This window comes from Bradyrhizobium sp. WD16, from assembly GCF_024181725.1.
Taxonomy (GTDB): Bacteria; Pseudomonadota; Alphaproteobacteria; order Rhizobiales; family Xanthobacteraceae; genus Bradyrhizobium_A.
On the sequence record NZ_CP028908.1, the window covers coordinates 3,596,281 to 3,621,965 of the forward strand.

At 65.6% G+C, this 25,685-nt stretch carries 21 protein-coding genes; 18 read left to right on the top strand and 3 right to left on the bottom strand.

Annotation, left to right across the window (positions count from 1 at the left end; genetic code table 11):
• Window positions 1-214 precede the first annotated feature (214 nt).
• The 4 genes from DB459_RS16700 (at window position 215) to DB459_RS16715 (ending at window position 4,794) form a co-directional block, all read left to right on the top strand.
• Window positions 215-835: a sugar transferase gene (locus DB459_RS16700; RefSeq protein WP_256519399.1), complete on the top strand. Its 621-nt coding sequence runs from the start codon at window positions 215-217 to the stop codon at window positions 833-835.
• A gap of 275 nt (window positions 836-1,110) precedes the next feature.
• Window positions 1,111-2,547: a mannose-1-phosphate guanylyltransferase/mannose-6-phosphate isomerase gene (locus DB459_RS16705; RefSeq protein ID WP_253706385.1), complete on the top strand. Its 1,437-nt coding sequence runs from the start codon at window positions 1,111-1,113 to the stop codon at window positions 2,545-2,547.
• A 215-nt stretch (window positions 2,548-2,762) separates the two neighbouring features.
• Window positions 2,763-3,416 (top strand): FkbM family methyltransferase, encoded by a 654-nt coding sequence (locus DB459_RS16710; protein WP_253706386.1) that lies wholly within the window; start codon window positions 2,763-2,765, stop codon window positions 3,414-3,416.
• Window positions 3,417-3,468: 52 nt separating this feature from the next.
• Complete coding sequence (locus DB459_RS16715; RefSeq protein WP_253706388.1) at window positions 3,469-4,794, top strand: UDP-glucose/GDP-mannose dehydrogenase family protein; 1,326 nt, start codon at window positions 3,469-3,471, stop codon at window positions 4,792-4,794.
• Between the two features lie 34 nt (window positions 4,795-4,828).
• Here DB459_RS16715 and DB459_RS16720 read toward each other — a convergent pair whose 3' ends face one another.
• Window positions 4,829-5,074 carry a PilZ domain-containing protein gene (locus tag DB459_RS16720; protein ID WP_253706390.1) on the bottom strand — a complete coding sequence of 82 codons (246 nt, stop codon included), beginning with the start codon at window positions 5,072-5,074 and terminating at the stop codon, window positions 4,829-4,831.
• Between the two features lie 370 nt (window positions 5,075-5,444).
• Between DB459_RS16720 and ilvD the strand changes: the two genes are divergently transcribed.
• Window positions 5,445-7,286 (top strand): dihydroxy-acid dehydratase, encoded by a 1,842-nt coding sequence (ilvD, locus tag DB459_RS16725; protein WP_253706392.1) that lies wholly within the window; start codon window positions 5,445-5,447, stop codon window positions 7,284-7,286.
• Window positions 7,287-7,351: 65 nt separating this feature from the next.
• Here ilvD and DB459_RS16730 read toward each other — a convergent pair whose 3' ends face one another.
• Window positions 7,352-7,789, bottom strand: a complete 438-nt coding sequence (locus tag DB459_RS16730; RefSeq protein WP_253706393.1) for a translation initiation factor 2 — start codon at window positions 7,787-7,789, stop codon at window positions 7,352-7,354.
• Window positions 7,790-8,119: 330 nt separating this feature from the next.
• Between DB459_RS16730 and DB459_RS16735 the strand changes: the two genes are divergently transcribed.
• From DB459_RS16735 to DB459_RS16765, 7 genes are all read left to right on the top strand, one after another.
• Window positions 8,120-9,856, top strand: a complete 1,737-nt coding sequence (locus tag DB459_RS16735) for an NAD(P)H-dependent oxidoreductase subunit E (RefSeq protein WP_253706394.1) — start codon at window positions 8,120-8,122, stop codon at window positions 9,854-9,856.
• Window positions 9,853-12,627, top strand: a complete 2,775-nt coding sequence (gene fdhF / locus DB459_RS16740; RefSeq protein WP_253706396.1) for a formate dehydrogenase subunit alpha — start codon at window positions 9,853-9,855, stop codon at window positions 12,625-12,627. The genes DB459_RS16735 and fdhF overlap by 4 nt, the downstream gene beginning before the upstream one ends.
• 721 nt (window positions 12,628-13,348) lie before the next feature.
• Window positions 13,349-14,041: an ABC transporter permease gene (locus DB459_RS16745; RefSeq protein ID WP_253706397.1), complete on the top strand. Its 693-nt coding sequence runs from the start codon at window positions 13,349-13,351 to the stop codon at window positions 14,039-14,041.
• A complete protein-coding gene (locus tag DB459_RS16750; protein WP_253706399.1) occupies window positions 14,041-14,763 on the top strand; it encodes an ATP-binding cassette domain-containing protein in 723 nt (240 codons plus the stop codon). Before DB459_RS16745 ends, DB459_RS16750 begins: the two co-directional genes overlap by 1 nt.
• 20 nt (window positions 14,764-14,783) lie before the next feature.
• The gene (locus DB459_RS16755) at window positions 14,784-15,632 is read left to right on the top strand and encodes a substrate-binding domain-containing protein (RefSeq protein ID WP_253706401.1); all 849 of its coding nucleotides are present in this window, start codon (window positions 14,784-14,786) and stop codon (window positions 15,630-15,632) included.
• Between the two features lie 54 nt (window positions 15,633-15,686).
• Window positions 15,687-16,808, top strand: a complete 1,122-nt coding sequence (locus tag DB459_RS16760) for a molybdopterin-binding protein (protein WP_253706402.1) — start codon at window positions 15,687-15,689, stop codon at window positions 16,806-16,808.
• Between the two features lie 2 nt (window positions 16,809-16,810).
• A complete protein-coding gene (locus DB459_RS16765) occupies window positions 16,811-18,769 on the top strand; it encodes a molybdopterin biosynthesis protein (RefSeq protein ID WP_253706403.1) in 1,959 nt (652 codons plus the stop codon).
• 20 nt (window positions 18,770-18,789) lie between these two features.
• Here the strand turns inward: DB459_RS16765 and mobA are convergent, their stop codons facing one another.
• A complete protein-coding gene (gene mobA / locus DB459_RS16770) occupies window positions 18,790-19,413 on the bottom strand; it encodes a molybdenum cofactor guanylyltransferase MobA (RefSeq protein WP_253706404.1) in 624 nt (207 codons plus the stop codon).
• A 119-nt stretch (window positions 19,414-19,532) separates the two neighbouring features.
• Between mobA and mobB the strand changes: the two genes are divergently transcribed.
• The 6 genes from mobB to DB459_RS16800 all read left to right on the top strand — a co-directional run bounded on the left by mobB (window position 19,533) and on the right by DB459_RS16800 (window position 25,395).
• Window positions 19,533-20,063, top strand: a complete 531-nt coding sequence (gene mobB, locus DB459_RS16775; protein ID WP_253706405.1) for a molybdopterin-guanine dinucleotide biosynthesis protein B — start codon at window positions 19,533-19,535, stop codon at window positions 20,061-20,063.
• Window positions 20,063-21,316: a gephyrin-like molybdotransferase Glp gene (glp, locus tag DB459_RS16780; RefSeq protein WP_253706407.1), complete on the top strand. Its 1,254-nt coding sequence runs from the start codon at window positions 20,063-20,065 to the stop codon at window positions 21,314-21,316. The genes mobB and glp overlap by 1 nt, the downstream gene beginning before the upstream one ends.
• Window positions 21,317-21,696: 380 nt before the next feature.
• Window positions 21,697-22,539 (top strand): ABC transporter ATP-binding protein, encoded by an 843-nt coding sequence (locus DB459_RS16785; protein ID WP_253706408.1) that lies wholly within the window; start codon window positions 21,697-21,699, stop codon window positions 22,537-22,539.
• Window positions 22,536-23,330 (top strand): ABC transporter permease, encoded by a 795-nt coding sequence (locus tag DB459_RS16790; RefSeq protein WP_253706410.1) that lies wholly within the window; start codon window positions 22,536-22,538, stop codon window positions 23,328-23,330. The genes DB459_RS16785 and DB459_RS16790 overlap by 4 nt, the downstream gene beginning before the upstream one ends.
• Window positions 23,327-24,094, top strand: coding sequence for an ABC transporter permease (locus DB459_RS16795; protein WP_253706412.1), 768 nt, complete (start codon window positions 23,327-23,329; stop codon window positions 24,092-24,094). Before DB459_RS16790 ends, DB459_RS16795 begins: the two co-directional genes overlap by 4 nt.
• 326 nt (window positions 24,095-24,420) lie before the next feature.
• Window positions 24,421-25,395: an ABC transporter substrate-binding protein gene (locus DB459_RS16800; RefSeq protein WP_371926992.1), complete on the top strand. Its 975-nt coding sequence runs from the start codon at window positions 24,421-24,423 to the stop codon at window positions 25,393-25,395.
• Window positions 25,396-25,685: the final 290 nt, after the last annotated feature.

Consider the following 25,685-nt stretch of genomic DNA (forward strand, 5'->3'; position numbering starts at 1 on the left):
CGCATCGTTGCGATGTTCGTCCGGCAAGCTGGCCGCCGAGACCATGTGACGATCAATGCGTCGCGTCTGTTCGAAAGCGAGAGACATGACATCGACAGCCACACTCCAACCGGTTCGAGGCGACAATGTCACAGCGCTACGGCGGCCGCCGCTACTCGCCACACCGACTGCATACACGCGGGCCAGCGCCTATCGCCGGCGCCATTCGCGAGGGCTGGCGCATAGCGAGCCGGCGACCTCCGTCGCGAAGCGTGCATTCGACGTCGTTACGGCGAGCATGGCCCTGTTGTTCCTCGCCCCCCTCTTCGTCGGCATCGTGATCGCGATCAAGGCGACGTCGCCGGGCCCGGTCTTCTTCCGTCAGCATCGCTATGGCTATCGAAACCGGTTGTTCAAGATCTACAAGTTCCGCTCGATGCGGACGGAACTCTCGGATGTGGGTGGAACCCGGCAGGCGGTTCAGGGGGACCCGAGAGTGACCGCGCTCGGGCGTGTTCTTCGCGCGACGAGCCTCGATGAGCTTCCGCAGCTGATCAATGTCATCAAGGGCGACATGTCGCTCGTCGGACCGCGCCCGCACGTCCCGGGAATGCTTGCGGCGGACATGCTCTATGAGGATCTGGTTCCCTACTATTTCCAGCGCCACATCGCACGTCCGGGGATCACCGGTCTCGCTCAGGTCAGCGGCTGTCGCGGTAGCACCGCTGACGCCGCTGCTGCGATCGCCAGAATTGGCTACGACCTCGAATACATCGAAAAGTGGTCGTTGTGGGTGGACGTGAAGGTCATTGCCCGGACCGTGCAGCGGGAGTTTTTGTCGGGAAGCGGCTTCTAGTGTGGCGTCTCGCAATTGCCTACCGCCTTCGCTGCCCCCCCTCTCGTAGGCAATTGCGAGACATAAGCCACACTAGCACTTTGATTTTGCTAGTGTCCCTATGTCTCCGAATGACCGTGCGAGCGTGAGGCAAACGAAGCGGTCATTCGGAGACGGGACACTAGTGTGGCGTCTTGCAATTGCCTGTGGTGCGCGCTGCAAGGGAATACGAACGTTAGAACCGGGACACCAACGCGTCGTCTCGCGCGAGCGCAGATGTATTGGGGAGATAGGCGATGACACAAAATGCAGACGGGCGCATCGTCCCGGTGTTGCTGTCGGGGGGGACGGGGTCGCGCTTGTGGCCACTGTCCCGGGAGACTTATCCGAAGCAGCTTCTGGCGCTGCTGGGGGAAAGATCGTTATTGCAGCAGACCGCGCTTCGCGCCGTCGAACCTTCGCTATTTGGCGACATCACGGTTGTCACCAACGTTGAGCATCGGTTTAGCATCGCCGGGCAACTCCGCGAAATCGGCGTGACCGATCCGACCATGATCCTGGAGCCGGTGGGGCGAAATACGGCTCCGGCTATCGCAGTTGCGGCGCTCGTGGCCGCCGAAACCAATCCTGATGCGGTCATCCTCGCCATGCCGGTCGATCATTGGATCGGCGACATCGGCGCATTCCGTGCGGCGGTGGCCAGGGGGCTGGATGCCGCGCGTGAAGGGCGCTTTGTCCTGTTCGGTATGCGGCCGACCGCGCCGGCAACCGGGTTCGGCTATATTCACATCGGCGCACCGCTGAACGGTCGAGAAGGCACCTATGTGGTCTCGGATTTCGTCGAGAAGCCGAGCGAGAGCGTGGCCGAGAAGCTGGTGACGGGGGCTGAGCACCTCTGGAACAGCGGGATATTCCTGATCCCGGTTCGCCTGCTGATCTCGGAACTCGAGAGCCTTGCGCCGGACGTCCTCAGCGCGGCGCGCGCCTCGCTCGCGGCCGCCGGTCGCGACCGCGATTGCCTGCGCCTCGACCAGGCCTCTTTTGCCGGTGGCCCCGCGATCTCAATCGACCACGCGGTGATGGAGCAGACGGCCCACGCGGCGGTCGTTGCGGCGGATTTCGGATGGAGCGACGTTGGAAGCTGGTCGGCGCTCTGGGACGTGGCGGAAAAAGACGGCGACAACAACGTCGCGATCGGCGACGTGGTGATGGAGGATGCCAGGGACTGCTATGTCCGCGGCGAAGGACCGTTGATCGCAGCCCTCGGCGTCGAGAATCTCGTCATCACCGCGACGTCCGATGTTGTCCTGGTGGCCAGCAGGGACCGGGATCAGGATGTCGGCAAGCTGGTCAGCCGGCTGAAGAGCGATGGCCACAGCGCGGCGACCCAGACGCAGCGAGTCCATCGGCCGTGGGGCTATTATCAGTCCATTGACACCGGCAGCCGGTTCCAGGTCAAGCGCATCACGGTCAACCCCGGCGCCAAGCTGTCGCTGCAGAAGCACTTTCACCGCGCCGAGCACTGGGTGGTGGTCACCGGAACCGCGATCGTGACGCGCGACGACGAAGAAACCTTGCTGCGCGAGAACGAGTCCATCTTCGTGCCGCTTGGCTGCATGCACCGGCTCGAAAACCCGGGCAAGGTGCCGCTCAATCTCATCGAGGTGCAATGCGGCTCGTATCTCGGCGAAGACGATATCGTTCGCGTCGAGGACGTCTATCAACGGGTCTGAAGCCGAAGCATCCGTGCCGAATCCGGGGTCGGCGGCAGGCGCCGGCTCTGCATCATGCATAACTATAGAGGTAGCCGATGAGCGCTCTCCGACAGACCAAGACCGTGCTGAAAGAGGCATTTCCCTCGTTGTGGCTTCGTTGGCACTTCATGCATCTGCCGAAGACGGCGGAGATCGAGCGATCGTTTCTCAAGCGGTTCATTCGCGAGGATGCGGTGACGGTCGATGTCGGGGCGAATTGCGGACTCTACACTCGCGAACTGGCGAGACTGTCGCGCTGCGTTCATGCCTTCGAGCCGTCGCGCCAGATGGCGGATCTGTTGCGCAGGACCTCGGCGCCCAACGTGAATATCCACGAGGTCGCGCTGTCCGATCATAGTGGTGAGGCGGCTCTTTTCATTCCGGAGGGCGAACGGGGGCTGGTGCACGGACTGGCCTCGATCGAACCGCAGGCCTGTCAGTCGGGGAAGCCGGGGCGTGCCATTGCTGTGCCGACCGCACGTCTCGATGAGGTTGTGCAGGATGATGTCGAGTTCGTGAAGATCGACGTCGAAGGGCACGAGTTGAGCGTCCTGAATGGCGCCAACAGGCTGCTTGAGCGCTGCCAACCGGTCTTTCTGGTGGAAGCCGAAGATCGCCATCGCCCGGCTGCGACAAGTTGCGTCTTCGAATTCTTCCGCAACAGGAATTATCGCGGCTATTTTGTCGACGACGGTGATGTGCTTCCCATCGAGGCGTTCGACGTCGAGACCTTCCAGGATGTTGGTGCGCTGTTGCCCGACGGCGGGCGCAAGAACGGAAGGGCATATATCAACAACTTCTTCTTCTTTCCGATGCATCAGGACGGCCGGGAGATTTTGGTCGGGTGAAGGGCGTGACGGCCGATGTCGTCAATAACCGCGTAGCTGGACAGGAGCACCAATGCGGATTGCTATGATCGGAGCTGGCTATGTCGGGCTGGTGTCCGGAGCATGTTTTGCGGACTTCGGCCATCATGTGGTCTGCGTCGACAAGGATGGTGACAAGATCGGCGCGCTCAGGCGCGGCGACATCCCGATCTATGAGCCCGGCCTCGCCGAACTGGTCGCCGCCAACGTCAAGCATCATCGGTTGCGCTTTTCGCAAGACCTGTCGTCGGCGCTCGAGGACGCAGACGTCGTCTTCATCGCCGTCGGGACGCCGTCACGACGCGGGGACGGGCACGCCGATCTGTCCTATGTGTTCGCCGCGGCCCGCGAGATCTCGCGCGGTCTTGGCGACCGGTTCACCGTCGTCGTGACAAAATCGACAGTGCCTGTGGGCACGGGTGACGAAGTCGACCGGATCATCCGCGAAGAGGGCGGCAAGGCGAACGTCGCCATCGTCTCCAATCCGGAATTCCTGCGCGAAGGCGCAGCGATCCGCGACTTCAAGCACCCGGACAGGATCGTGATCGGGACCGAGGACAAGCAGGCGCGCGAAGTGATGGCTGAGCTCTATCGGCCGCTCTATCTCAATGCCGCGCCGATCATCTATACCGACCGCCGCTCGGCCGAGCTGACGAAATATGCGGCCAACTCCTTTCTTGCCACCAAGATCGCCTTCATCAACGAAGTCGCCGATCTCGCCGAGAAGGTCGGCGCCAATGTGCAGGAGGTTGCGCGCGGGATCGGGCTCGACAATCGCATCGGTTCGAAATTCCTGCATGCCGGGCCGGGATTCGGCGGATCGTGCTTTCCCAAGGATACCCTGGCGCTGATCAAGACCGGCCAGGACCACGAGGCACCGCAGCGGATCATCGAGACGGTCGTTGCCGTGAACGACCAGCGCAAGCGGGCCATGGCGCGGAAGGTCGCCAATGCGTTCGGCGGCAATATCCGCGGCAAGACCATCGCGGTGCTTGGGGTGACCTTCAAGCCGGACACCGACGATATGCGTGAAGCGCCCTCGATTCCCTTGATCACGGCGTTGCAGGACATGGGCGCCAATGTCCGCGTCTTCGATCCGGTGGGCCTCGGGCACGCCAGAACGATGCTGGGCGAGGACGTTGCTCTGGGCGAAGACTCCTATGACTGCGCAAGGGGAGCCCATGCGCTCGTCATCGTGACCGAATGGGAGCAGTTCCGCGCACTCGACCTGAAGGAGCTTGCGTCCGTCATGGCCTGTCCGGTCATTGTCGATCTGCGCAACATCTATTCACCGGACGAGGTGATCCGGAACGGCTTTCTGTATTTCGGCGTGGGGCGGCCGCAGCCCCCGGCCTATTGAAACGTCGAGGCTCGGTACAGGCGGCTGATCCGGGTCAGACGAATTCGACGCCGATGACGTTGCCATCGCGCCAGACCATGCGGCAACGGGCCGATTTTCGCACATCCATGTTCAGGGAGAGGCCGAGATCGCCGTCGACGAAGGTCGGGCCTTCGACGAAAAGTTTGGCGCCGCCGGTGGACAGGTCAAGCACCTTGCAGTGACGGCGGGCGAAGCCGCCGAGCGTCAGCCAGGCGTCCCGGCACATGGCGTGCCGTCGCGGTCGTTTCTCTCGTGCCATCGCCAACTCCCTTAAATTGAGATGGACAGTAGCAGCGGCGACTTTCCGAAAATTTGACGCAGAGCAGCAGGCTTGCAGCCGTTTTGCAAGCCTTCCGTAACCACGAGGTCCGGGAGCCGGGCGTCCCAGGTAACGGGAGGGTTCCGAAGCCGGCTGCGGATCAGATGTGTGAATGCGATAGGGGGCAGCCGGACGGCCGGCGCCTGTCCGTCGACCCGGGTTCCGCCCCGCCATGGCCGGGGCGACGGTCCGCCATGCCCCTCGGGCGAATTGCCACGGCCGGGCAAGTTGACTATTGGGAAGCGGAATTCCAGCCGTTCCGGCCTAAGCTCGAGCTTGAGGCCCAAAACCGCCTTCCGAGGACGCCCCGATGCCTGCCTATCGTTCCCGCACTACCACCCATGGCCGCAACATGGCCGGCGCCCGCGGCCTTTGGCGCGCCACCGGCATGAAGAACGAGGACTTCGGCAAGCCGATCATCGCGGTGGTCAATTCCTTCACCCAGTTCGTGCCCGGCCATGTCCATCTCAAGGATCTCGGCCAGCTCGTCGCCCGCGAGATCGAAAAGGCCGGCGGCGTCGCCAAGGAGTTCAATACCATCGCGGTGGATGATGGCATCGCCATGGGCCACGACGGCATGCTCTACAGCCTGCCGTCGCGGGAGATCATCGCCGACAGCGTCGAATACATGGTCAACGCCCATTGCGCCGACGCGATGGTCTGCATCTCCAACTGCGACAAGATCACCCCCGGCATGCTGATGGCGGCGCTGCGCCTCAACATTCCCGCGGTGTTCGTCTCCGGCGGCCCGATGGAATCCGGCAAGGTCAGCATCAAGGGCGCGACCCGCGCCGTCGACCTCATCGACGCCATGGTCGCCGCCGCCGACGACAATGTCAGCGATGCGGAGGTGGAGGTCATCGAGCGCTCGGCCTGCCCGACCTGCGGCTCCTGCTCGGGCATGTTCACCGCCAATTCCATGAACTGCCTGACCGAGGCGCTCGGCCTCGCGCTGCCGGGCAACGGTTCGGTGGTCGCCACCCATGCCGACCGCCGCGGCCTGTTCGTCGAGGCCGGCCATCTGATCGTCGACCTGGCGCGGCGCTATTACGAGCAGAACGACGAGACGGCGCTGCCGCGCAGCATCGCCGGCTTCAAGGCGTTCGAGAATGCCATGACCTTGGACATTGCCATGGGCGGCTCGACCAACACGGTGCTGCATCTGCTGGCCGCGGCCAGTGAGGGCGAAATCCCCTTCACCATGGCGGATATCGACCGGTTGTCGCGCCGGGTCCCGGTGCTGTGCAAAGTGGCGCCCTCAGTCGCCGACGTGCATCTCGAGGACGTCCATCGCGCCGGCGGCGTGATGGCGATCCTCGGCGAACTCGATCGCGCCGGCCTGATCAATCGCGGCCTGCCGACGGTGCACAGCGCCACCATCGAGGATGCGCTGGAGCGCTGGGACGTGATGCGTTCCGGCAGCGACGCCGTGCGCAGCTTCTATCGCGCCGCGCCGGGCGGCGTGCCGAGCCAGGTGGCCTTCAGCCAGGAGGCCCGCTTCGAGGCCCTCGACACCGATCGCGCCAAGGGGCGCATCCGCGACGCCGCACACGCCTTTTCGAAGGACGGCGGTCTTGCCGTGCTGACCGGCAATATCGCGCTCGATGGCTGCATCGTGAAGACCGCGGGCGTCGACGAGAGCATTCTCAAGTTCTCAGGTCCCGCACGGGTGTTCGAAAGCCAGGACGCGGCGGTCGAGGGCATCCTCACCAACAAGATCAAGCCGGGCGACGTCGTCGTGGTGCGCTATGAGGGGCCGCGCGGCGGCCCCGGCATGCAGGAGATGCTCTATCCGACGAGCTATCTGAAATCCAAGGGCCTCGGCAAGGTCTGCGCCCTGATCACCGATGGCCGCTTCTCCGGCGGCAGCTCGGGCCTGTCGATCGGCCACATCTCGCCGGAAGCCGCCGAAGGCGGCACCATCGGGCTCGTCGAGGAGGGTGATCGGATCGAGATCGACATTCCGAGCCGCTCGATCCGTCTCGCGGTTGACGACGCCGAACTGGCCCGCCGCCGCGCGGCGATGGAGGCGCGCGGCGCCACCGCCTGGAAGCCGGCCAAGCGCAACCGCAAGGTCTCCGCCGCCCTGCGGGCCTATGCGGCCCTGACCACCAGCGCCGCCAGGGGCGCGGTGCGCGCGGTGAAGGACTGAAAAGCCGCGGGGGCCCCTGCGGGCTCCCGCACTCTTGCAATCCTCGGCGCAGTCTTCGGCAATCCTCAGCTCACCGGCTTGGCGGGCGGGCGGCGGTTGATCGGTTTCGGCCGGGGCGGCGCCACCGGCTGCATGGTGACGATCACAGGGTTCGGCTTGTGATCCATCGCCGCTCCGCTCGCTCCATCGACAACCATGCCGCCGCCGCCGCCGAGCAACAGGTTTCCGGCGAAGCCGGCGGCTCCGGTCGAGGCGATCTCCCGCGTCAACGTCACCACCTGTGGCTCGTAGCCTTCCTTGTTGAAGGCGATGCTGATCTCGTCGTTGCGCTTGATCTTGATCGCGCAGGGCGTGATGCACGGCGCCGGATAGCTCGAACCTGAGACGACGGCTTCGACGCCTGAGGGCGTCAATGAGATGGCGATCTGCTCCTCCCAGCCACGGGTCACAGAGGCGCAGCCGGCGCACAATGACGCCAGCGCAAGCAAAACTAAAAAACGCATTCCTGAAATAGCTCCCAGCCCGCTTGCATCCAATCGCAACGCTGGCGCGAAGGCATGCCGAAACACACATGTTTGTTTGGTTGTAGGATCGGCCGCAGCAACTGGTTGTGGCAGGCCCGTCGTCGAGGCTGGGACTGCGGTGGCGGGAATAAGTGGTGGTTATGGAACCGCGCCCCAGCGCTGCGGCGATGACCCGTGAGGAAGTGCGAAAATCCTGTTAGCTTGGGTCCAACTGGGATCCTGGGAATTAGGCGTAATTCCTCTTGGCATCTGGCATGCCAGAACGTACAGTCGATCCCTGTCGGCGGGGCGGAAGCGAGAAAAATCCTGATGAGCAGCAACGGGATACATCCAGAGGACCGGCACGCTGAGGACCCGCGCAAGGTGCGGCCCTTCGAGCATCCGGGCGAGGGGCGGGGGCACGCCAAGCCGACGCCCAAGGGGCGCCAGGTTGATCCGGGCGCCGCGGATGAGATCGCCATGCTGCTCGGCAACCGGCCGCGCCGGCGCGACCTGCTGATCGAGCATCTCCATCTCGTTCAGGACACCTATCATCAGATCTCGGCGGCGCACCTTGCGGCGCTCGCCGACGAGATGAAGCTGTCCTTCGCGGAGGTGTTCGAGACCGCAACCTTTTACGCCCATTTCGACGTCGTGAAGGAAGGCGACGAGAGCATTCCGCCGCTGACCATCCGTGTCTGCGACTCCATCACCTGCGCCATGCTGGGCGCCGGCAAGCTCTACTCGGAATTGCAGCGTCAGGCCGGCCCGAACGTGCGGGTGGTGCGCGCCCCTTGTGTCGGGCTGTGCGATGTCGCGCCGGTTGCCGAGGTCGGGCATCACTTCGTCCAGGAGGCGACGCCCGCAGAGGTTCTTGCCACTGCCGAGCGCGGCGACACCCATCAGCATATTCCTGCCTACGTGGACTATGACGCCTATGTGCAGGGTGGCGGCTATAAGCTGCTCAACGACCTCCGGGCCGGTCGTATCGGCAAGGAAGACATCCTCAAGGTGCTGGACGATTCCAGTCTGCGTGGTCTCGGCGGTGCCGGCTTCCCCACCGGCCGCAAATGGCGCGCCGTTCTCGGCGAGCCCGGGTCGCGGCTGATGGCGGTGAACGGCGACGAGGGCGAACCCGGCACGTTCAAGGATCGCCTCTATCTCAACGGCGACCCGCACCGCTTTCTCGAGGGGACGCTGATCGCCGCCCATGTGGTCGAGGCCGAGGACGTCTACATCTACCTGCGCGACGAATATCCGGCCGCTCGCGAGATCCTGACCCGCGAGATCGCGAAACTGCCCCCGGACGGGCCGCGCCTGCATATGCGCCGTGGCGCCGGCGCCTATATCTGCGGCGAGGAATCCTCGCTGCTGGAGAGTATCGAGGGCAAGCGCGGCCTGCCTCGGCACAAGCCGCCCTATCCGTTCCAGGTCGGACTGTTCGGCCAGCCGACGCTGATCAACAATGTCGAGACCCTGTACTGGGTGCGCGACCTCGTCGAGAAGGGCGCGTCGTGGTGGACCTCCCAGGGCCGCAATGGCCGTCATGGGCTGCGCAGCTATTCGGTGTCCGGACGGGTGAAGAATCCGGGCGTCAAGCTGGCCCCGGCTGGACTGACCATCCGGGAACTGATCGGGGAATATTGCGGCGGCATGGCCGAAGGCCACAACTTCCGCGCATATCTGCCGGGCGGCGCCTCGGGCGGCATCCTGCCGGCGAGCATGGGCGACATTCCGCTCGATTTCGGCACATTGGAGAAATACGGCTGCTTCATCGGTTCGGCGGCGATCGTCGTGCTGTCCGATCACGATGACGTCAAGCAAGCGGCGCTCAATCTGATGCGCTTCTTCGAGGATGAAAGCTGCGGCCAGTGCACGCCGTGTCGGGTCGGCACCCAGAAGGCCGCGGTCCTGATGCAGGAGCGGGTCTGGAACCGGCCTTTGCTGGAGGAATTGAGCCAGACCATGCGGGATGCCTCGATCTGCGGGCTCGGCCAGGCGGCCTCGAATCCGCTGATCTGCGTGATTAGGTATTTCCCCGAGGAATTCGCGGAGGCGGCCGAATGACCAAGCCCCAGACCATTGCCTTCGAACTCGATGGCCGCGAGGTCCTGGCACGTCCGGGCGAAACGATCTGGCAGGTCGCCGAGCGCCTCGGTACCGAGATTCCGCATCTGTGCTATTCGCCCGCGCCGGACTATCGCGCCGACGGCAATTGCCGCGCCTGCATGGTCGAGATCGAGGGCGAGCGCGTGCTCGCCGCGTCGTGCAAGCGCATGCCGACGGCGGGCATGAAGGTGACGACCGAAAGCCTGCGCGCCTCAGCCGCGCGCAAGATGGTGATGGAACTCTTGGTCGCCGATCAGCCGGCTCGTGCCACGGCCCATGATCCGGATTCGAAGTTCTGGCACTGGGCGGAGCGGGTCGGCGTCACGGAGAGCCGCTTTCCGGCGGCCGGGCGCCGGGCCGGCGATGCCAGCCATCCCGCCATGCGCGTCAACCTCGATGCCTGCATTCAGTGCGGGTTGTGCGTCCGCGCCTGCCGCGAGGTCCAGGTCAACGACGTGATTGGCATGGCCTATCGCAATGCCGGCGCCAAGATCGTGTTCGACTTCGACGACCCCATGGGCCAATCCACCTGCGTCGCCTGCGGCGAATGCGTCCAGGCTTGCCCCACCGGTGCCCTGATGCCCGCCGCGCTGCTCGACGACAGGCAGACCCGGACGGTCTATGCCGACCGCAAGGTCGATTCGCTTTGTCCGTTCTGCGGCGTCGGCTGCCAGGTCACCTATCAGGTCAAGGACGAGAAGATCGTCTATGCCGAAGGTCGCGATGGCCCGGCCAATCACAACCGGCTCTGCGTCAAGGGCCGCTTCGGCTTCGACTACATCCACCACCCGCATCGGCTGACCAAGCCGCTGGTGCGGCTGCCGAAGGCGCGGAAGGACGCCAACGATCAGGTCGATCCTGCCGATCCCTTCACCCACTTCCGCGAAGCGTCGTGGGAAGAGGCGCTCGACATCGCCGCCAAGGGGCTCGTCAAGATCCGCGACGAGAAGGGCCCCAAGGCACTGGCCGGCTTCGGCTCCGCCAAGGGCTCCAACGAAGAGGCCTATCTGTTCCAGAAGCTGGTGCGCACCGGCTTTCGCTCCAACAATGTCGACCACTGCACCCGGCTGTGCCATGCCTCGTCGGTGGCGGCGCTGATGGAGGGGCTCAATTCCGGCGCGGTATCGGCCCCCTTCGCCGCCGCCATGGACGCCGAGGTGATCATCGTGATCGGCGCCAATCCGACGGTCAATCATCCCGTCGCCGCCACCTACATCAAGAACGCCGCCCAGCGCGGCGCCAAGCTGGTCGTGATGGACCCGCGGCGGCAGACGCTGTCGCGGCATGCCTACAAGCATCTCGCCTTCAAGCCGGGCAGCGACGTCGCGATGCTGAATGCGATGCTCAACACCATCGTCACCGAGGGGCTGACGGACGAACAGTACATCGCCGGCTATACTGAGGGTTTCGACGATCTCAAGGAGCGCATCAAGGACTTCACGCCGGAAAAGATGGAGCCGATCTGCGGCGTTCCGGCGGAGACACTGCGGGAAGTCGCGCGCCTCTACGCGACCTCGCGCGCCTCGATCATCTTCTGGGGCATGGGTATCAGCCAGCATGTCCATGGCACCGACAATGCGCGCTGCCTGATCGCGCTCGCGCTCGTCACCGGTCAGATCGGCCGGCCCGGCACCGGACTGCATCCGCTGCGTGGCCAGAATAACGTTCAGGGCGCCTCCGATGCCGGCCTCATTCCGATGTTCCTGCCGGATTACCAGCCGGTGGGGCGCGCCGACCTGCGCGAGCCCTTCGAGAAACTGTGGCACCAGGAGCTCGATCCCAACCGCGGCCTCACCGTGGTGGAGATCATGAATGCCATCCATGCCGGCGAGATACACGGCATGTATATCGAGGGCGAAAATCCCGCGATGTCGGATCCGGACCTGCAACATGCCCGCGAGGCATTGGCCAAGCTCGACCATCTCGTGGTTCAGGACCTGTTCGTCACCGAGACCGCCTTCCACGCCGACGTGATCCTGCCGGCCTCGGCCTTTGCCGAGAAGGTCGGCACCTTCACCAACACCGACCGGCGTGTGCAGATCGCCCGCCAGGTCATCGACCCGCCGAGCGGCGCCCGCCAGGACCTGTGGATCATTCAGGAGATCGCGCGCCGCATGGGCCTGCCGTGGGACTATGCCGGTCCGGCCGACGTCTTCGCGGAGATGACGCAGGTCATGCCCTCGCTCAAGAACATCACCTGGGAGCGGCTGGAGAACGAAGGCGCCGTCACCTATCCCGTCGATTCGCCCGACAAGCCGGGCAACGAGATCATCTTCACCACCGGCTTCCCCACCGAGAGCGGCCGCGGCAAGATCGTCCCGGCCCACGTCGTCCCGCCGGATGAATTGCCCGACGGCGAATATCCCATGGTGCTGTCCACCGGGCGGGTGCTCGAGCACTGGCACACCGGCTCCATGACCCGCCGCGCCGGCGTGCTCGACCAGATCGAGCCCGAGGCGGTCGCCTTCATGGCGCCGAAAGACATGCGGCGGATGGGGCTCAAGCCCGGCGACTTCGCCCGGCTGATGACGCGGCGCGGGGCGGTGGAGATCAAGATCCGCGCCGACCGCGACGTGCCCGAGAACATGGTGTTCATGCCGTTCTGCTACGCCGAGGCGGCGGCCAATCTCCTGACCAACCCGGCGCTCGATCCCTTCGGCAAGATCCCGGAATTCAAGTTCTGCGCGGTCCGGGCCGAGCCGGTCGAACTGCACTCGGCGGCGGAGTGACGCGGCGCTAGTGTGGCGTCTCGCAATTGCCTATGCCTTTGCGGCAAGCCTCTCATAGGCAATTGCGAGACATAAGCCACACTAGCTTTTTGATTTTGCTAGTGTCCCGATGTCTCCGAATGACCGTGCGAGGGTGAGGCAAACGAAGCGGTAATTCGGAGACGGGACACTAGTGCGGTGGATCTGACGCTCGTATCCGTATTGCAGCGAGTTCTTCGTACGAGCGTCAGATCCAAAACCGCACTAGCTTTTTGATTTTGCTAGTGTCCCGATGTCTCCGAATGACCGTGCGAGGGTGAGGCAAACGAAGCGGTAATTCGGAGACGGAACACTAGTGCGGTGGATCTGACGCTCGTATCCGTATTGCAGCGAGTTCTTCGTACGAGCGTCAGATCCAAAACCGCACTAGCTTTTTGATTTTGCTAGTGTCCCTTTGGTTCTAACGTTCGTAGAAGTGCTCGCCGCAAGGGAAGACGAACGTTAGAACCGGGACGCTAGACGTTGCCAGCGGCGGGGCCGGGCGGGTAAATTAATCGTCCCTCCATATCCAGCCCTTGGTGCCGGCGGGCGGCCGGTGCGCGTCCGGGCAGTCGGGGTGCGGCGAGGGACGTCTGCTCAATTCCACCCGCCCCCTTCTGTCGGGATGCCGGTCTGCGGTAAACTCCCTTCCCGGGCGGAGGGAATGGGATGCCCGCCTGCAAACTGGAGTTGATACCGCACGATGCCCGGCGCGCTTGATGCATGGCACCTGATCGTGAGTGGCGACGCGACGCTGTTCGCGATCGTACGGCTGTCGTTGCTGGTCAGCCTGTCGGCGGTGATGCTCGCCGCCATGGTCGGATTGCCGTTCGGTGCGTTTCTCGCCCTGGTGCGGTTTCCGGGACGTGATGTCGTCGTCGTGGCGCTGAATGCCTTCATGGGACTGCCGCCGGTGGTGGTCGGGCTCGCCCTCTACCTTCTGCTGTCGCGCTCGGGACCGCTTGGACATTTCGGCCTGCTGTTCACGCCCACGGCCATGATCTTCGCTCAGGCTGCGCTGATCCTGCCGATCATTGCCGCTTTGACGCGGCAGACGGTTGAGGATATGTGGAGCGAATATCGCGATGAACTGACGGCCATGGATGTCGGCCCGCTCGACCGTGTGACGACACTGCTGTGGGACGCCCGCATCAGCCTGGTCACTGCGCTGCTCGCCGGGTTCGGCCGGGCCGCCGCCGAGGTAGGCGCGGTGATGATCGTCGGCGGTAATATCGACGGCTTCACCCGCACCATGACCACGGCGATCGCGCTCGAGACTTCCAAGGGCGACCTCGCGCTGGCCATGGGGCTCGGCCTGATCCTGGTCGTGCTCGTGCTCGCCATCAATGCCGCTGCCTGGGGCGTGCGCGCCGTGGCCGAGCGGCAGGCGATATGATGCGTGCGCCGCTCAGCGAATTGCCGGTGGTTCTGGAGCACGTCACGCTTGACGCAGGCCCGGCGCGGCTGCTCGACGATGTCGATCTGACGATCGCACCCGGTCCGCCGACCGTGATCGTCGGCCCGAACGGCGCCGGCAAGTCGTCTCTGCTGCGTGTCCTGATGGGGCTCGCTGCGCCGACCTCGGGCCGCATCACCTGGGGTGGCCGCGAGGGCTCGGGCTTCAAGCGCCGCGCGCTGCTATTCCAGCGGCCGGTGATGCTGCGCCGCTCGGCCGCAGGCAACATCGTCTATGCGCTGCGTCAGTCCGGCGCCAGCCGGCGCGAGGTGCCGGCGCGGCTGGCGGTGCTGCTGGCGCAGGTCGGCCTGACCGAGCTGGGCGAGCGGCCGGCGCGGCGGCTGTCCGGCGGCGAGCAGCAACGCCTGGCGCTTGCCCGTGCCTTCGCCCGCGATCCGGAACTCCTGCTGCTCGACGAGCCGACCGCGAGCCTCGACCCCGCTGCGACCAAAGCAGTCGAGGAAATCGTCCGCGCGGCATCGGGGGCCGGCATCAAGGTGGTGATGGCCTCGCATGACCTCGGCCAGGTTCGCCGCCTCGCCGGCGAGGTGGTCTTCATGCTGCGCGGAAGCGTCCGGGCGCGCGCCGCCACAGATGCGTTTTTCGATCGCCCCCCGAACGCCGAAGCCGCCGCCTTCCTGCGCGGCGAGATCGTCATCTGACCTCAGAGAAGGAGTTTCCCATGTCGTCACGCAGGTCCTCGGCCCCAATTGCCGCGCTGCTCGCCTTGCTCGTCTTCGGCGCTGGCAGCATTGCACCAAGCTGCGCCGAAGATCGCTCCATCGTGGTGGCGTCCACCACGTCGACCCAGGATTCGGGGCTGTTCGGTCACATCCTGCCGCTGTTCAAGGCCAAGACCGGCATCGAGGTGAAGGTGATCGCGCAGGGCACCGGCCAGGCGCTGGACACCGCACGGCGCGGCGACGCCGATGTGGTCTTCGTGCATGCGCGGCCGCTGGAGGAAAAATTCCTCGCCGACGGCTTCGGCGTCAAACGTTACGACGTGATGTACAACGACTTCGTCCTGATCGGGCCGAAGGGCGATCCGGCCGGCGTCAAGGGGTCGAAGGACATCGTCTCCGCGCTGACCGCTATTCGTGACAAGGGCGCGCCGTTCGTCTCGCGCGGCGACCGTTCCGGCACGCATACCGCAGAGCTTGCGCTGTGGAAGCAGGCGGGGATCGATCCGTCGGCCGGCAAGGGCAGCTGGTACCGTGACATCGGCCAGGGCATGGGCGCGGCGCTCAACATGGCGAGCGCCAGCAATGCCTATCTGCTGTCCGACCGCGGCACCTGGATCTCGTTCAAGAACCGCGGCGATCTCGATGTCTTGGTCGAGGGCGACAAGCGGCTGTTCAATCAATACGGCGTCATGCTGGTCAACCCCGGAAAATTCCCGAATGTGAAGGTGAAGGAGGGCCAGGCCTTCGTCGACTGGCTGATCTCGCCCGAAGGCCAGGCGGCGATCGCCGGCTACCGCATCGACGGCCAGCAGCTCTTCTTCCCGGATGCCGACAAGAACCGGTCGTGAGGGCGCCCGGCGCCACGGTTGCGGATTGGTGACCCGATCGGTCACAGTCGGACCATGACACAGCTCCGGCCAGCATTCCTGACGCCGATCGACGACGTGCTGGCACGGCTTCGTGCCGGATGCGGGCCCGTCGTGCCGGTGGCGCTGCCGCTCGACGAGAGTTTTGGCTGCGTGGCCGCGGCGATGGCGCCCTTGCCTTGCGCGCTGCCGGCGCGAGCCGTGGCGATGATCGACGGCTGGGCATTGACCGCCGCCGATCTCACCGGCGCGTCAGCATACACGCCGGTGCCGCTGCCCAGCGCGCCGGCCTTCGTCGCGGTCGGCGGCAGCCTGCCGGCAGGCTGCGACTGCGTGCTCGAGGACAGTGCGGTCGAGCGTGTTGGCCCCGTCTTTCAGGCGCTCGGCGAAGCGATCCCGGGCCAGGGCGTGCGTCGGGCCGGCGAGGACGCTCCGGCCGGTCAGACGCTGATCCAGCAGGGCCGTGCGGTCACCCTCGTTGACCTCTTCGTTGCTCGCCAGGCCGGGCTGGCCGACCTCAGCGTCCGCCGTCCGCGTCTGGCTCTGATCGACGTTCCGGCGTCGGACGGATCGACTGCGACCGCCGATTTGCTCGTGGCGCTTGCCCGAGCCGCCGGCGCGCAGGTGCTGCGCAGCCGCGCCGGTGGTCGTGACGTGGCGGCCGTGATGGCGGCGCTGGCAGCGGTCGAGGCCGACGTCGTTCTCACTGTCGGCGGGACCGGTGCCGGGCCCGGCGATGCCACGGTCGCAGCGCTCGCCGCCGCGGGGGCCCTGCCGGTTCATGGCATGGCGTTGCAGCCGGGGCGCAGTGCCGCCGCGGCGCTGCACGGCCGGGTTCCGGTTGTCGCCTGTCCGGGGGCCGGCGCTGCGGCATTGGCAGCGTGGTGGACACTGGCCGAACCGATCCTGGACTGGCTGGCGGGGCGTGGTCATCGTCGGAGGGTGGTGCGGCCGCTGGTGCGCAAGATCGCTTCGCAGATCGGCTTGACCGAGGTGGTGCTGCTGCGCGACACCAGCGAGGGCTGGCTGCCGCTTGCCGTCGGCGACCTGCCGGTCGCCGCGCTGGCTGCGGCGGATGCCTGGGTCGCGGTGGCGCCGGGCAGCGAAGGCCATGCGGCCGGCGAGGCGCTCGCGGCCTCGCCGCTACGCGCTGGATGATGATGACAATGGCAGATCAGTCGACCAAAGCCGTGCCGGAGCGTGCCAAAGGCGACCAGACCCAGTTTCTCGACGTGCTGTCGCGCGAAGAGGCGATGGCACGGTTCGCGTCGGCGCTGTTTCCGCGGCCGCTGCCGGCGGTCGAGTGCGATCTCGCCGCAGCGCTGGGTCTCGTGTTGGCGCACGACGTGGTGGCGCCGATCGACGTGCCTCCGTTCGATCGCGCCAATGTCGACGGTTTCGCCGTCCGCGCCGCCGACACCGCCGCCGCCAGCGAGACCGCTCCGGTGCACCTCGATCTGACCGGCGAGGTGATTGCCTGCGGTGTCGCGCCGCGGCGGACCATCGGGCGAGGCGAGGCCAGCGTCATCGCGACTGGCGGGCCGCTGCCGCGCGGTGCCGATGCGGTGGTCATGGTCGAGCATACCCAGCCGGCCGGCGTGCGGATCGCGTTGCGGCGACCGGCGTTGCCCGGCCAGTTCGTCTCCTATGCCGGTTCCGACATTGCTCGCCGCGAGGTGCTGCTGCGCGCCGGCACGCTCATCGGCTCGCGCGAGATTGGCATGCTCGCCGCTTGCGGCCTGGCGCGCGTGCTCGTGATCCGCAAGCCGAAGGTCGCGGTGATCTCCACCGGCGACGAATTGGTGCAGCCCGGGGCGGAACTGCAGCCGGCGGCGATTTACGATTCGAACGGCGCGATCGTCACCGCGGCGGTCGCCGAGAACGGCGGCGAGCCGGTTTTCCTCGGAGCCTTTCCCGACCAGGAGGACAAGCTCGCCGAGGTGCTCGCCGGCGCGGTCGAAACCTACGACATGGTGATCCTGTCCGGCGGCACCTCGAAGGGCGAGGGGGATGTGTCCCATCGCATCATCGCCCGGCTCGGGCCGCCGGGCATCGTCGCCCACGGCATCGCGCTCAAACCGGGCAAGCCGTTGTGCCTCGCAGTCTGCAGCGGAAAGCCTGTGGTGGTGCTGCCGGGCTTCCCGACCTCGGCGATGTTCACCTTCCACGACATGATCGTGCCGGTGCTGCGCCGGTTGGCCGGACTGCCGCCCCGCGCCGAGACGAAAGTCATGGCGACGCTGCCGCTGCGCGTCTCATCCGAACTCGGCCGCACCGAATTCGTCATGGTGTCGCTGGTCGCGGGCGTCGATGGTCTGATCGCCTATCCGACCGGAAAGGGCTCCGGCGCCATCACCTCCTTCGCCCAGGCCGACGGCTTTCTGCGGGTCGATGCGCTTGCGGATCACCTGCCCGCCGGAAGCAGTATCGAAGTGACGCTGTTCACGCCTCACGCCCGCGTGCCCGATCTCGTCATCATCGGCAGCCACTGCACCGGGCTCGATCTCGTCACCTCCCCGCTCGCTCGCGCCGGGCTCAACGTGCGCAGCATTGCTGTCGGCAGTCTTGGCGGATTAGCGGCCGCGCGCCGCGGCGAATGCGACTTCGCGCCGATCCATCTCTTTGACGCGGCGAGCGAAACCTACAACACGCCCTATCTCAGCGAGGGCCTGGAATTGGTGCCGGGCTGGCGGCGCATGCAGGGCTTCGTCTTTCGCATCGACGATGATCGCTTCAAGGGCCTGAGCGCCGCCGACGCGGTGCAGGCGGCGCTCGCTGACGGAGCCTGTCTGATGGTCAACCGCAACCAGGGGGCGGGGACCCGCATCCTGATCGACCGCCTGCTCGATGGCGCCCGACCCGACGGATACTTCAACCAGCCGCGCTCGCATAATGCGGTGGCCGCAGCGGTAGCCCAGGGGCGGGCCGACTGGGGGGTCACCATCGCGCCCGTCGCCCGCATCGCTGGCCTCGGCTTTCTGCCGCTGACCGAAGAGCATTACGATTTTGCGCTGGTCGCCGCGCGCCGCGACCGGCCCGCCGTGCAGGCATTTCTCGCTTCGCTGCGGTCCGACGAAAGCCGCGCCGCGCTCCGCCATGCCGGGTTTGAACCGGCATGAACAGCGCCCTCATTCCGCCGTCAGCCGTCCTCGTCGCGGGCGATCTGCTCGGCGATGGCGAGGTCGGCTTCGGTATTGGCGTTGAAGAACGGGTCGAACGGCGTTGCCGGCCACGCCACCAGGGCGAGGCGATGGCGCGCGGTGAAGCGATGCACCGCGCGGATGTTCTCCTGCGTCAGGGCATGGCGCAGCGCTTCGCGCAGCTTGACCGGCCACAGCGCAATGGTGTGGTGGGTCTCATCGCCGGATGCGGCGACCGCGATCTCGGCGCTTTCGGCGCTGCGGGCGGCGACAAGGCGGGAGACCAGGTCGCGCGGCAGGAACGGGCAATCGCCGGCGGCGCTCACCATGAGCTCGGCTTTCGGATAGCGGCTCGCGACGAAATCGAGGCCGGCGAGAATTCCGGCGAGAGGACCGGCAAAACCTTCGATCGAGTCCGCCACCACCGGCAGGTGGGTAGCCGCGAAGCGGCGCGGATCGCCGTTGGCATTGAGCACCAGGTGGTCGCATTGCGGCGCCAGCCGGTCGATGACGCGCGCGAGGAGGGTCTTGCCGCCGATCATGCGCATGGGCTTGTCGCCGCCGCCCATGCGGCGGGCGAGGCCGCCGGCGAGAATGAGGCCGATGACGGGGTGCGCGATCATGCCCCTGAGATAGCCGAGGCGCCGTCTTTTGCAAGCCTGATGGCGTTCGGCACGTTCGGGCTGGCGTGCGGCCTCTCCATGTCGGGGCGATGTCAACGCGTGACGAGCGGAGCCGCCTCATGAAGATCATCGGCCTCGCCGGCTGGAGTGGCGCCGGCAAGACCACACTGCTGCAGCGATTGATCCCGCAGCTTGCGGCGCAGGGATTGCGGGTATCGACCGTCAAGCATGCCCACCACAATTTCGATGTCGACGTGCCCGGCAAGGATTCCTGGCTGCACCGAAAGGCCGGCGCCTTCGAGGTGCTGGTCGCATCCAGCCGGCGCTGGGCCCTGATGCATGAATTGCGCAGCGATGCCGAGCCACCGCTCGACGAACTGCTCCGCAAGCTCTCGCCGGCTGATCTCGTCATCGTCGAGGGCTTCAAGGCCGGCAGCCATCCCAAAATCGAGGTGTACCGGCAGGCCAACGGCAAGCCGCTGCTCTATCCTGGCGATCCGGCGATCGTCGGCATCGCCAGCGATATCGAACTCGAGACGCGGTTGCCGCTGGCGTCGCTCGACGATGCGGCGGCGGTGGCGAAACTGGCGCTGGCGGCGGCACGGCCGATTGCCGACGTGCTTGCGGCCGCAGCGCGTGGAGAGAAATGATGGCTCAGCTATCCGACGACTGCTTCGCCTTCGGCGGGCCGATGCTCTCGGTGGACGAGGCCGTCAAGCTGATCTCCACGCGCATGACGGCAGTATCCGAAACCGAAGGCGTTGCCCTTGCCGAGGCCGACGGGCGTATCCTCGCCAGCGATGTCGTTGCGCCGCTGCCGGTGCCGCCCTTCACCAACTCGGCCGTCGATGGTTTCGCCGTGGCGAGCGGCGATCTGCCCGCAGGAGAAGCCGGGCGATTCCAGGTGGAGGGGCGGCTCGCCGCGGGCGGGCGGGCCGCAACGCCGCACTCGGGCCACGCTCTGCGGATATTCACCGGCGCCCCGATGCCGCCGGGCCTCGACACCGTCTTCATGCAGGAGGACGTCCAGCTTCAGGGCGATGGCAGTGTGCTGTTGCCGCCGGGCCTCAAAGCTGGAGCGAATGTCCGTCCTGCGGGCGAGGACATCGCCGCAGGCAGTGTCGCCCTTGCCGCGGGAACGCGGTTGCGGCCGCAGGAACTGGCCGTGGCTGCGGCACTCGGTTTCACCGAAGTCGATGTGCGGCGGCGCATCCGTGTCGCTGTGCTTTCGACCGGTGACGAGGTGGTCGAGCCGGGTGCGCCGCGGGGCCCGTCGCAGCTCTACGATTCCAACCGCGTGATGCTCGCCACCATGCTGCGCCGCCAGGGCTGCGCAGTGAGCGATTTCGGTATCGTGCCGGATGATGCCGAGCGTGTCGCGGCCGTGCTTGCCGAGGCCGCGAAGGGCAATGACCTGATCGTCACATCGGGAGGCGTCTCGACCGGCGAGGAGGATCACGTCAAGGCTGCAGTGGAAAGCGCTGGCCGGCTGGTGTTGTGGCGTATGGCGATCAAGCCGGGACGGCCGGTCGCCATGGGCGTCATCGAAGGCGCCGCGCTGATCGGCCTGCCGGGTAATCCGGTGGCGAGTTTCGTCACCTTCGTCCACGTGGTCCAGCCGGCGATCGCCGCGCTGGCCGGCGCCCGCTGGCAGCGTCCGCTTCCGCTGCCGGTGCGCGCCGCCTTCAGCTATCGTAAGAAGCCGGGCCGGCGCGAATATGTCCGGGCCCATCTAAGGATCGCTGCCGATGGAAGCGTCGAAGCGATCAAGTTTCCGCGTGAAGGCGCCGGGCTGCTCTCGTCCCTGACGCACACCGATGGTCTCGTCGAACTGCCCGAGGACATCAGCCAGGTCGCCCCCGGCGATCGCGTCGGTTTTCTGTGGTTCGCCCAGCTGATCTAGTGTCCTGTCTCCGAATGACCGCTCCATTTGCCTCATGCTCGCACGGTCATTCGAAGACATAAGGACACTAGCAAAATCAAAGTGCTAGTGTGGCTTATGTCTCGCAATTGCCTACGAGAGGCTTGCCGCGAAGGCGGTAGGCAATTGCGAGACGCCACACTAGCGAAAGCCGGAATCAGACCTGCGCAGCGGATCTGAAAGCGTTGTCAGCAACATGCCGCATCGCCCGCGCACCGTCGCGGCGGCCGGCGCGGCCCGAGCGCCGAAAAAGCCGGCAGCTTTCATGGGCATCGCGCGTTAATTCTAATCTTAAAGTAATTTGAGGGCTGGGGTAGAATATGGTCCGTGATGTTCCGCCCGCGCCAACCCAAGGGTCGAGAATGAGGCCGTTGACACTGCTGCATGACGATCATCTTGCATCGCAGCCGCACGCCGCGCCGCCAACCGTCATCGAGATCAGGGGCGTCTCGCAAAGCTTCGAGACCGCCGGGCGCAAGAGCCATCTGGCGCTTTCCGACATCTCGCTGTCGATTGACGATGGCGCCTTCGTCTCGATCCTCGGACCGTCCGGCTGCGGCAAGTCGACCTTGCTCTACATCGTCGGCGGCTTCGTCAGACCGACGGCCGGCAAGGTCAGCATGCGCGACAAGCCAGTCACCGGGCCTGGTCCCGATCGCGGCCCGGTGTTCCAGGAATTCGCGCTGTTTCCCTGGAAGACGGTGCTGGGCAATGTCACCTACGGGCTGCGCCAGCAGGGCGTGGCTCGCACCGCGGCCGAGGCGCGCGCTCGGCAGTTGCTCGAGATGGTCGGGCTGAAGGGCTTCGAGGGCTTCTATCCCAAGGAACTGTCCGGCGGCATGAAGCAGCGCGTCGCCATTGCCCGAACGCTCGCCTATAATCCGGCGGTGCTGCTGATGGACGAGCCGTTCGGCGCGCTCGACGCCCACACCCGGACCCGGTTGCAGAACGATCTGCTTGATATCTGGGAACGCGACCGCAAGACCGTGCTGTTCGTTACCCACGCGGTGGACGAGGCGGTGTTTCTCTCCGACAAGGTCGTGGTGATGACGCGCTCGCCGGGCCGCATCAAGGCGGTGATCGATATCGATCTGCCGCGGCCACGCCGACGCGCCGACCTCCTGCTCGATCCGCATTACCAGAAATACGTCGTCGACATCGAGAAGCTGATCGAGGACGCTCCCGACATCGAGCACCGCGCATGAGCGCGGGGGCGGCGTCGCGGCGCTGGCTCGTGCGTTTCGCGCCGGTGCTGGCCTGCCTCGGTCTGCTGGCGGTCTGGCAACTCGCGTCGCTGCTGCTGACCACGGAGAGCGTGCCGTCGGCGCTGGAGGCTCTGCGCGCCGTGCCGCAGATCCTCACCGACCGCGAATCCCTCGTCAACATTCTCGATTCCATCCGGCGCATGATCATCGGCCTCTCGGCCGCCGTGGTGGTCGCGATCCCGCTCGGGCTGCTCATGGGCCGGGTCAAGACGGTGGCCGCGCTCGCCAATCCGCTGCTGATGGTGATTTACCCGGTGCCCAAGGCCGCGTTGATGCCGATCATCATGCTCTGGCTCGGCGTCGGCGATCTCTCGAAGACCCTCGTCATCTTTCTCGCGGTGACGCTGCCGATCATCTATCACTCGTTCCAGGGCGCCCGCGCCGTGGAGGAAAAGATGCTGTGGTCGGGCGCGGCGATGGGAATGTCGGCGCCGCAACGCATGCTGCGGATCGTGTTGCCGGCGGCCTTGCCGGAAATCCTCGCGGGCTGTCGCACCGGTCTCGTGCTGGCGCTGATCACCATGGTCACCAGCGAGATGATCGCAAGGAAGTCCGGCGCCGGCAACATCCTGTTCAACGCGCTCGACATGGGGCAGTACGACACCGTCTTCGCCATGATCATCATCATCGGCGCGCTGGGCATCGTGCTCGACGGCGCGTTCGACCGCTTGCGCCGTGCGTTGGTCTCCTGGTCGGAATCGGCGCAGGACATTCCGCTGAGTTTCTCATGATCGCACGCTTGTTCTCTCGCGAACTGTTGCTTGGGCTGCTGCCGATCCTGGGGCTGGGATTGCTCTGGCAGGCGCTGGTGTCGTTCGGGGCCGCGCCGATCGCGCTGCTGCCGCCGCCGGCTCTCGTCTTCGCGCGGCTCGGCCATCAACTCGCCACCGGCGAGTTTCTCGACCAGGCCGGCGCGACGCTGCTGCGGCTGTTCGTCGGCTTTGCCGTCGCCGTGGTCCTCGGCGTCGGCATCGGGCTCATGGCCGCGGTCAATCCCACCGTCGGCGCCGTCATCAGGCCGATCGTGCGCGTGCTGGCGCCGGTGCCAAAGGTCGCGCTCTATCCGGCCCTCTTGCTGCTGCTCGGCTTTGATCACGCTTCGAAGATGGCGCTCGTCACTGCCGACGCGCTGTTTCCGATCCTGCTCTCCACCTATTACGGCGCCTCGATGGTCGAGCAGAAGCTCATATGGTCGGCGCTCGCCGCCGGAACGCCGCCGCGCGAGGTGATCTACAAGGTGGTGCTGCCGGCCGCGCTGCCGTCGATCCTCACCGGCTGTCGCATTGGACTGGTGATCTCCTGCATCGTCGTCTTCCTGGCCGAGATGATCTCCTCGACCAACGGGCTCGGCTATCTGCTGGTGCGCGCGGCGCGCAGCTTCCAGACGGTCGACATGTTCGTGCCGCTGATCTCGATTTCGCTGCTTGGGCTGATCCTCAATGCTGCGCTCAATGGGCTACGCAAGATGCTGCTGCGCGGCTTTTCCGAGAACTAGTGCCCCGTCTCCGAATTACCGCTACGTTTGCCTCGCACTCTCACGGTCATTCGGAGACATAGGGACACTAGCAAAATCAAAGTGCTGGTGTGGCTTATGTCTCGCAATTGCCTACGAGAGGGTTGCCGCGAAGGCGGTAGGCAATTGCGAGACGCCACACTAGTGTCCTGTCTCCGAATTACCGCTTCGTTTGCCTCACCCTCGCACGGTCATTCGGAGACAGGACACTAGTGGGGCATGAACTATCTTGCTGTAACGTTTGAAGCATGAAACACTTTGCTGCGACGGCGCGCTGACGAGAGGATGGGGATATTAGCATGCGCAACATGATGAAGCGGGTGACTGTGGCGGGCGCTACGCTGGCGGCGCTGGTGACGGCCAATGGCGCCATGGCGCAGCAGACCATCCGGGTCGGCTGGACCATTCCGGCGGAAGAGTCCAAATACTGGATGATGAAGCGGCCGGACCAGTTCCCCGATCTCGGCAAGAAGTACAAGATCGAATGGACCCAGTTTCAGGGCACCTCGCCGATGACCCAGGCGCTTGCCGCCGGCGCGCTGGATTGCGCGACGCAGGCGCCGTTGTCCCTCGCCAACGGCGCGGTCAATGGCGGGCTGAAGGCCTATATCGTCGCCCAGCATGTGTTCGAGAAACCCGGCGGGTTCTCGGTGTATTGGGCGGTCAAGGAGGACTCTCCGATCAAGACGATCGCTGACCTGAAGGGCAAGACGGTCGGCATCTCCGTGCTCGGCGGCGGCACCTATGGTCCTTTCGCCATGCTGCTGAAGAAGAACGGCGTCGACCCGGAAAAGGATATCAAGCTGGTCGAAGTCGGTTTCGCCGTGTCGGAGGATGCGCTGCGTCAGGGCCGGGTCGATGCGGTCAACATGAACCAGCCCTTTGCCGCCCGCGCCGAGGCCAAGGGCGGCACCCGCAAGCTGTTTGCACTCTCCGAGGCGATGCCGAACATCGTCCACATCCTTGAGGCCTGCCGGGCCGATTTCGTCGACAAGAATCCTGATCTGGTGAAGGCCTATGTCGCGGATATCACCCGCGGCATGAAGATGGCGCTGGCCAATCGCGAGGAGACGATCAAGGTGGTGTCCGAGGTGATGAAGGCGCCGCCGGCGGTGCTGGAGACCTATCTGCTCAAGAGCAACGATTTCGGCCGCGATCCGGTGGCGGCGCCGAACTTCGAGGCGATCCAGACCATGCTCGACATCTACGCCGAAACCGGCATGCTGCCGAAGATGAGTGTGAAGCAGTTCTATAATCCGGACGTGGTGGCGCCGATTCAGTAGACGTTATCGCCTCTCGGTCTTGAGCAATGGCCGGCTGAGCCCGGCCATTGCTTTTTGTCCCATGCCGAGCGTCGGTTGAATGTTCGTTGAGCTTTCGGAGATCGTCGCGCGCAGGCGCTAGTGTCCCGTCTCCATCGCGCCAGCAGAGCGGCAAGGTTCCCGGCGGGCGCGCCGGCAAGCTCGATGACGCAAGAGACGAGCGGCGGGACCAGCACGACAATGGCGGAACGATCATTCATGGCACGCTCCTGATAGCGGTGGTCAGCTCCGGGGCGGACGCATCGGACTTA

Coding starts and splice junctions, on each gene's coding strand:
- DB459_RS16735 (WP_253706394.1), top strand. CDS start 8,120: ATGAGCAGCAACGGGATACATCCAGAGGACCGGCACGCTGAGGACCCG.
- fdhF (WP_253706396.1), top strand. CDS start 9,853: ATGACCAAGCCCCAGACCATTGCCTTCGAACTCGATGGCCGCGAGGTC.
- mobA (WP_253706404.1), bottom strand. CDS start 19,413: ATGATCGCGCACCCCGTCATCGGCCTCATTCTCGCCGGCGGCCTCGCC.
- DB459_RS16705 (WP_253706385.1), top strand. CDS start 1,111: ATGACACAAAATGCAGACGGGCGCATCGTCCCGGTGTTGCTGTCGGGG.
- DB459_RS16785 (WP_253706408.1), top strand. CDS start 21,697: ATGAGGCCGTTGACACTGCTGCATGACGATCATCTTGCATCGCAGCCG.
- DB459_RS16760 (WP_253706402.1), top strand. CDS start 15,687: ATGACACAGCTCCGGCCAGCATTCCTGACGCCGATCGACGACGTGCTG.
- DB459_RS16715 (WP_253706388.1), top strand. CDS start 3,469: ATGCGGATTGCTATGATCGGAGCTGGCTATGTCGGGCTGGTGTCCGGA.
- mobB (WP_253706405.1), top strand. CDS start 19,533: ATGAAGATCATCGGCCTCGCCGGCTGGAGTGGCGCCGGCAAGACCACA.
- DB459_RS16795 (WP_253706412.1), top strand. CDS start 23,327: ATGATCGCACGCTTGTTCTCTCGCGAACTGTTGCTTGGGCTGCTGCCG.
- DB459_RS16765 (WP_253706403.1), top strand. CDS start 16,811: ATGACAATGGCAGATCAGTCGACCAAAGCCGTGCCGGAGCGTGCCAAA.
- DB459_RS16800 (WP_371926992.1), top strand. CDS start 24,421: ATGATGAAGCGGGTGACTGTGGCGGGCGCTACGCTGGCGGCGCTGGTG.
- glp (WP_253706407.1), top strand. CDS start 20,063: ATGGCTCAGCTATCCGACGACTGCTTCGCCTTCGGCGGGCCGATGCTC.
- DB459_RS16720 (WP_253706390.1), bottom strand. CDS start 5,074: ATGGCACGAGAGAAACGACCGCGACGGCACGCCATGTGCCGGGACGCC.
- DB459_RS16750 (WP_253706399.1), top strand. CDS start 14,041: ATGCGTGCGCCGCTCAGCGAATTGCCGGTGGTTCTGGAGCACGTCACG.
- DB459_RS16730 (WP_253706393.1), bottom strand. CDS start 7,789: ATGCGTTTTTTAGTTTTGCTTGCGCTGGCGTCATTGTGCGCCGGCTGC.
- DB459_RS16745 (WP_253706397.1), top strand. CDS start 13,349: ATGCCCGGCGCGCTTGATGCATGGCACCTGATCGTGAGTGGCGACGCG.
- DB459_RS16790 (WP_253706410.1), top strand. CDS start 22,536: ATGAGCGCGGGGGCGGCGTCGCGGCGCTGGCTCGTGCGTTTCGCGCCG.
- ilvD (WP_253706392.1), top strand. CDS start 5,445: ATGCCTGCCTATCGTTCCCGCACTACCACCCATGGCCGCAACATGGCC.
- DB459_RS16755 (WP_253706401.1), top strand. CDS start 14,784: ATGTCGTCACGCAGGTCCTCGGCCCCAATTGCCGCGCTGCTCGCCTTG.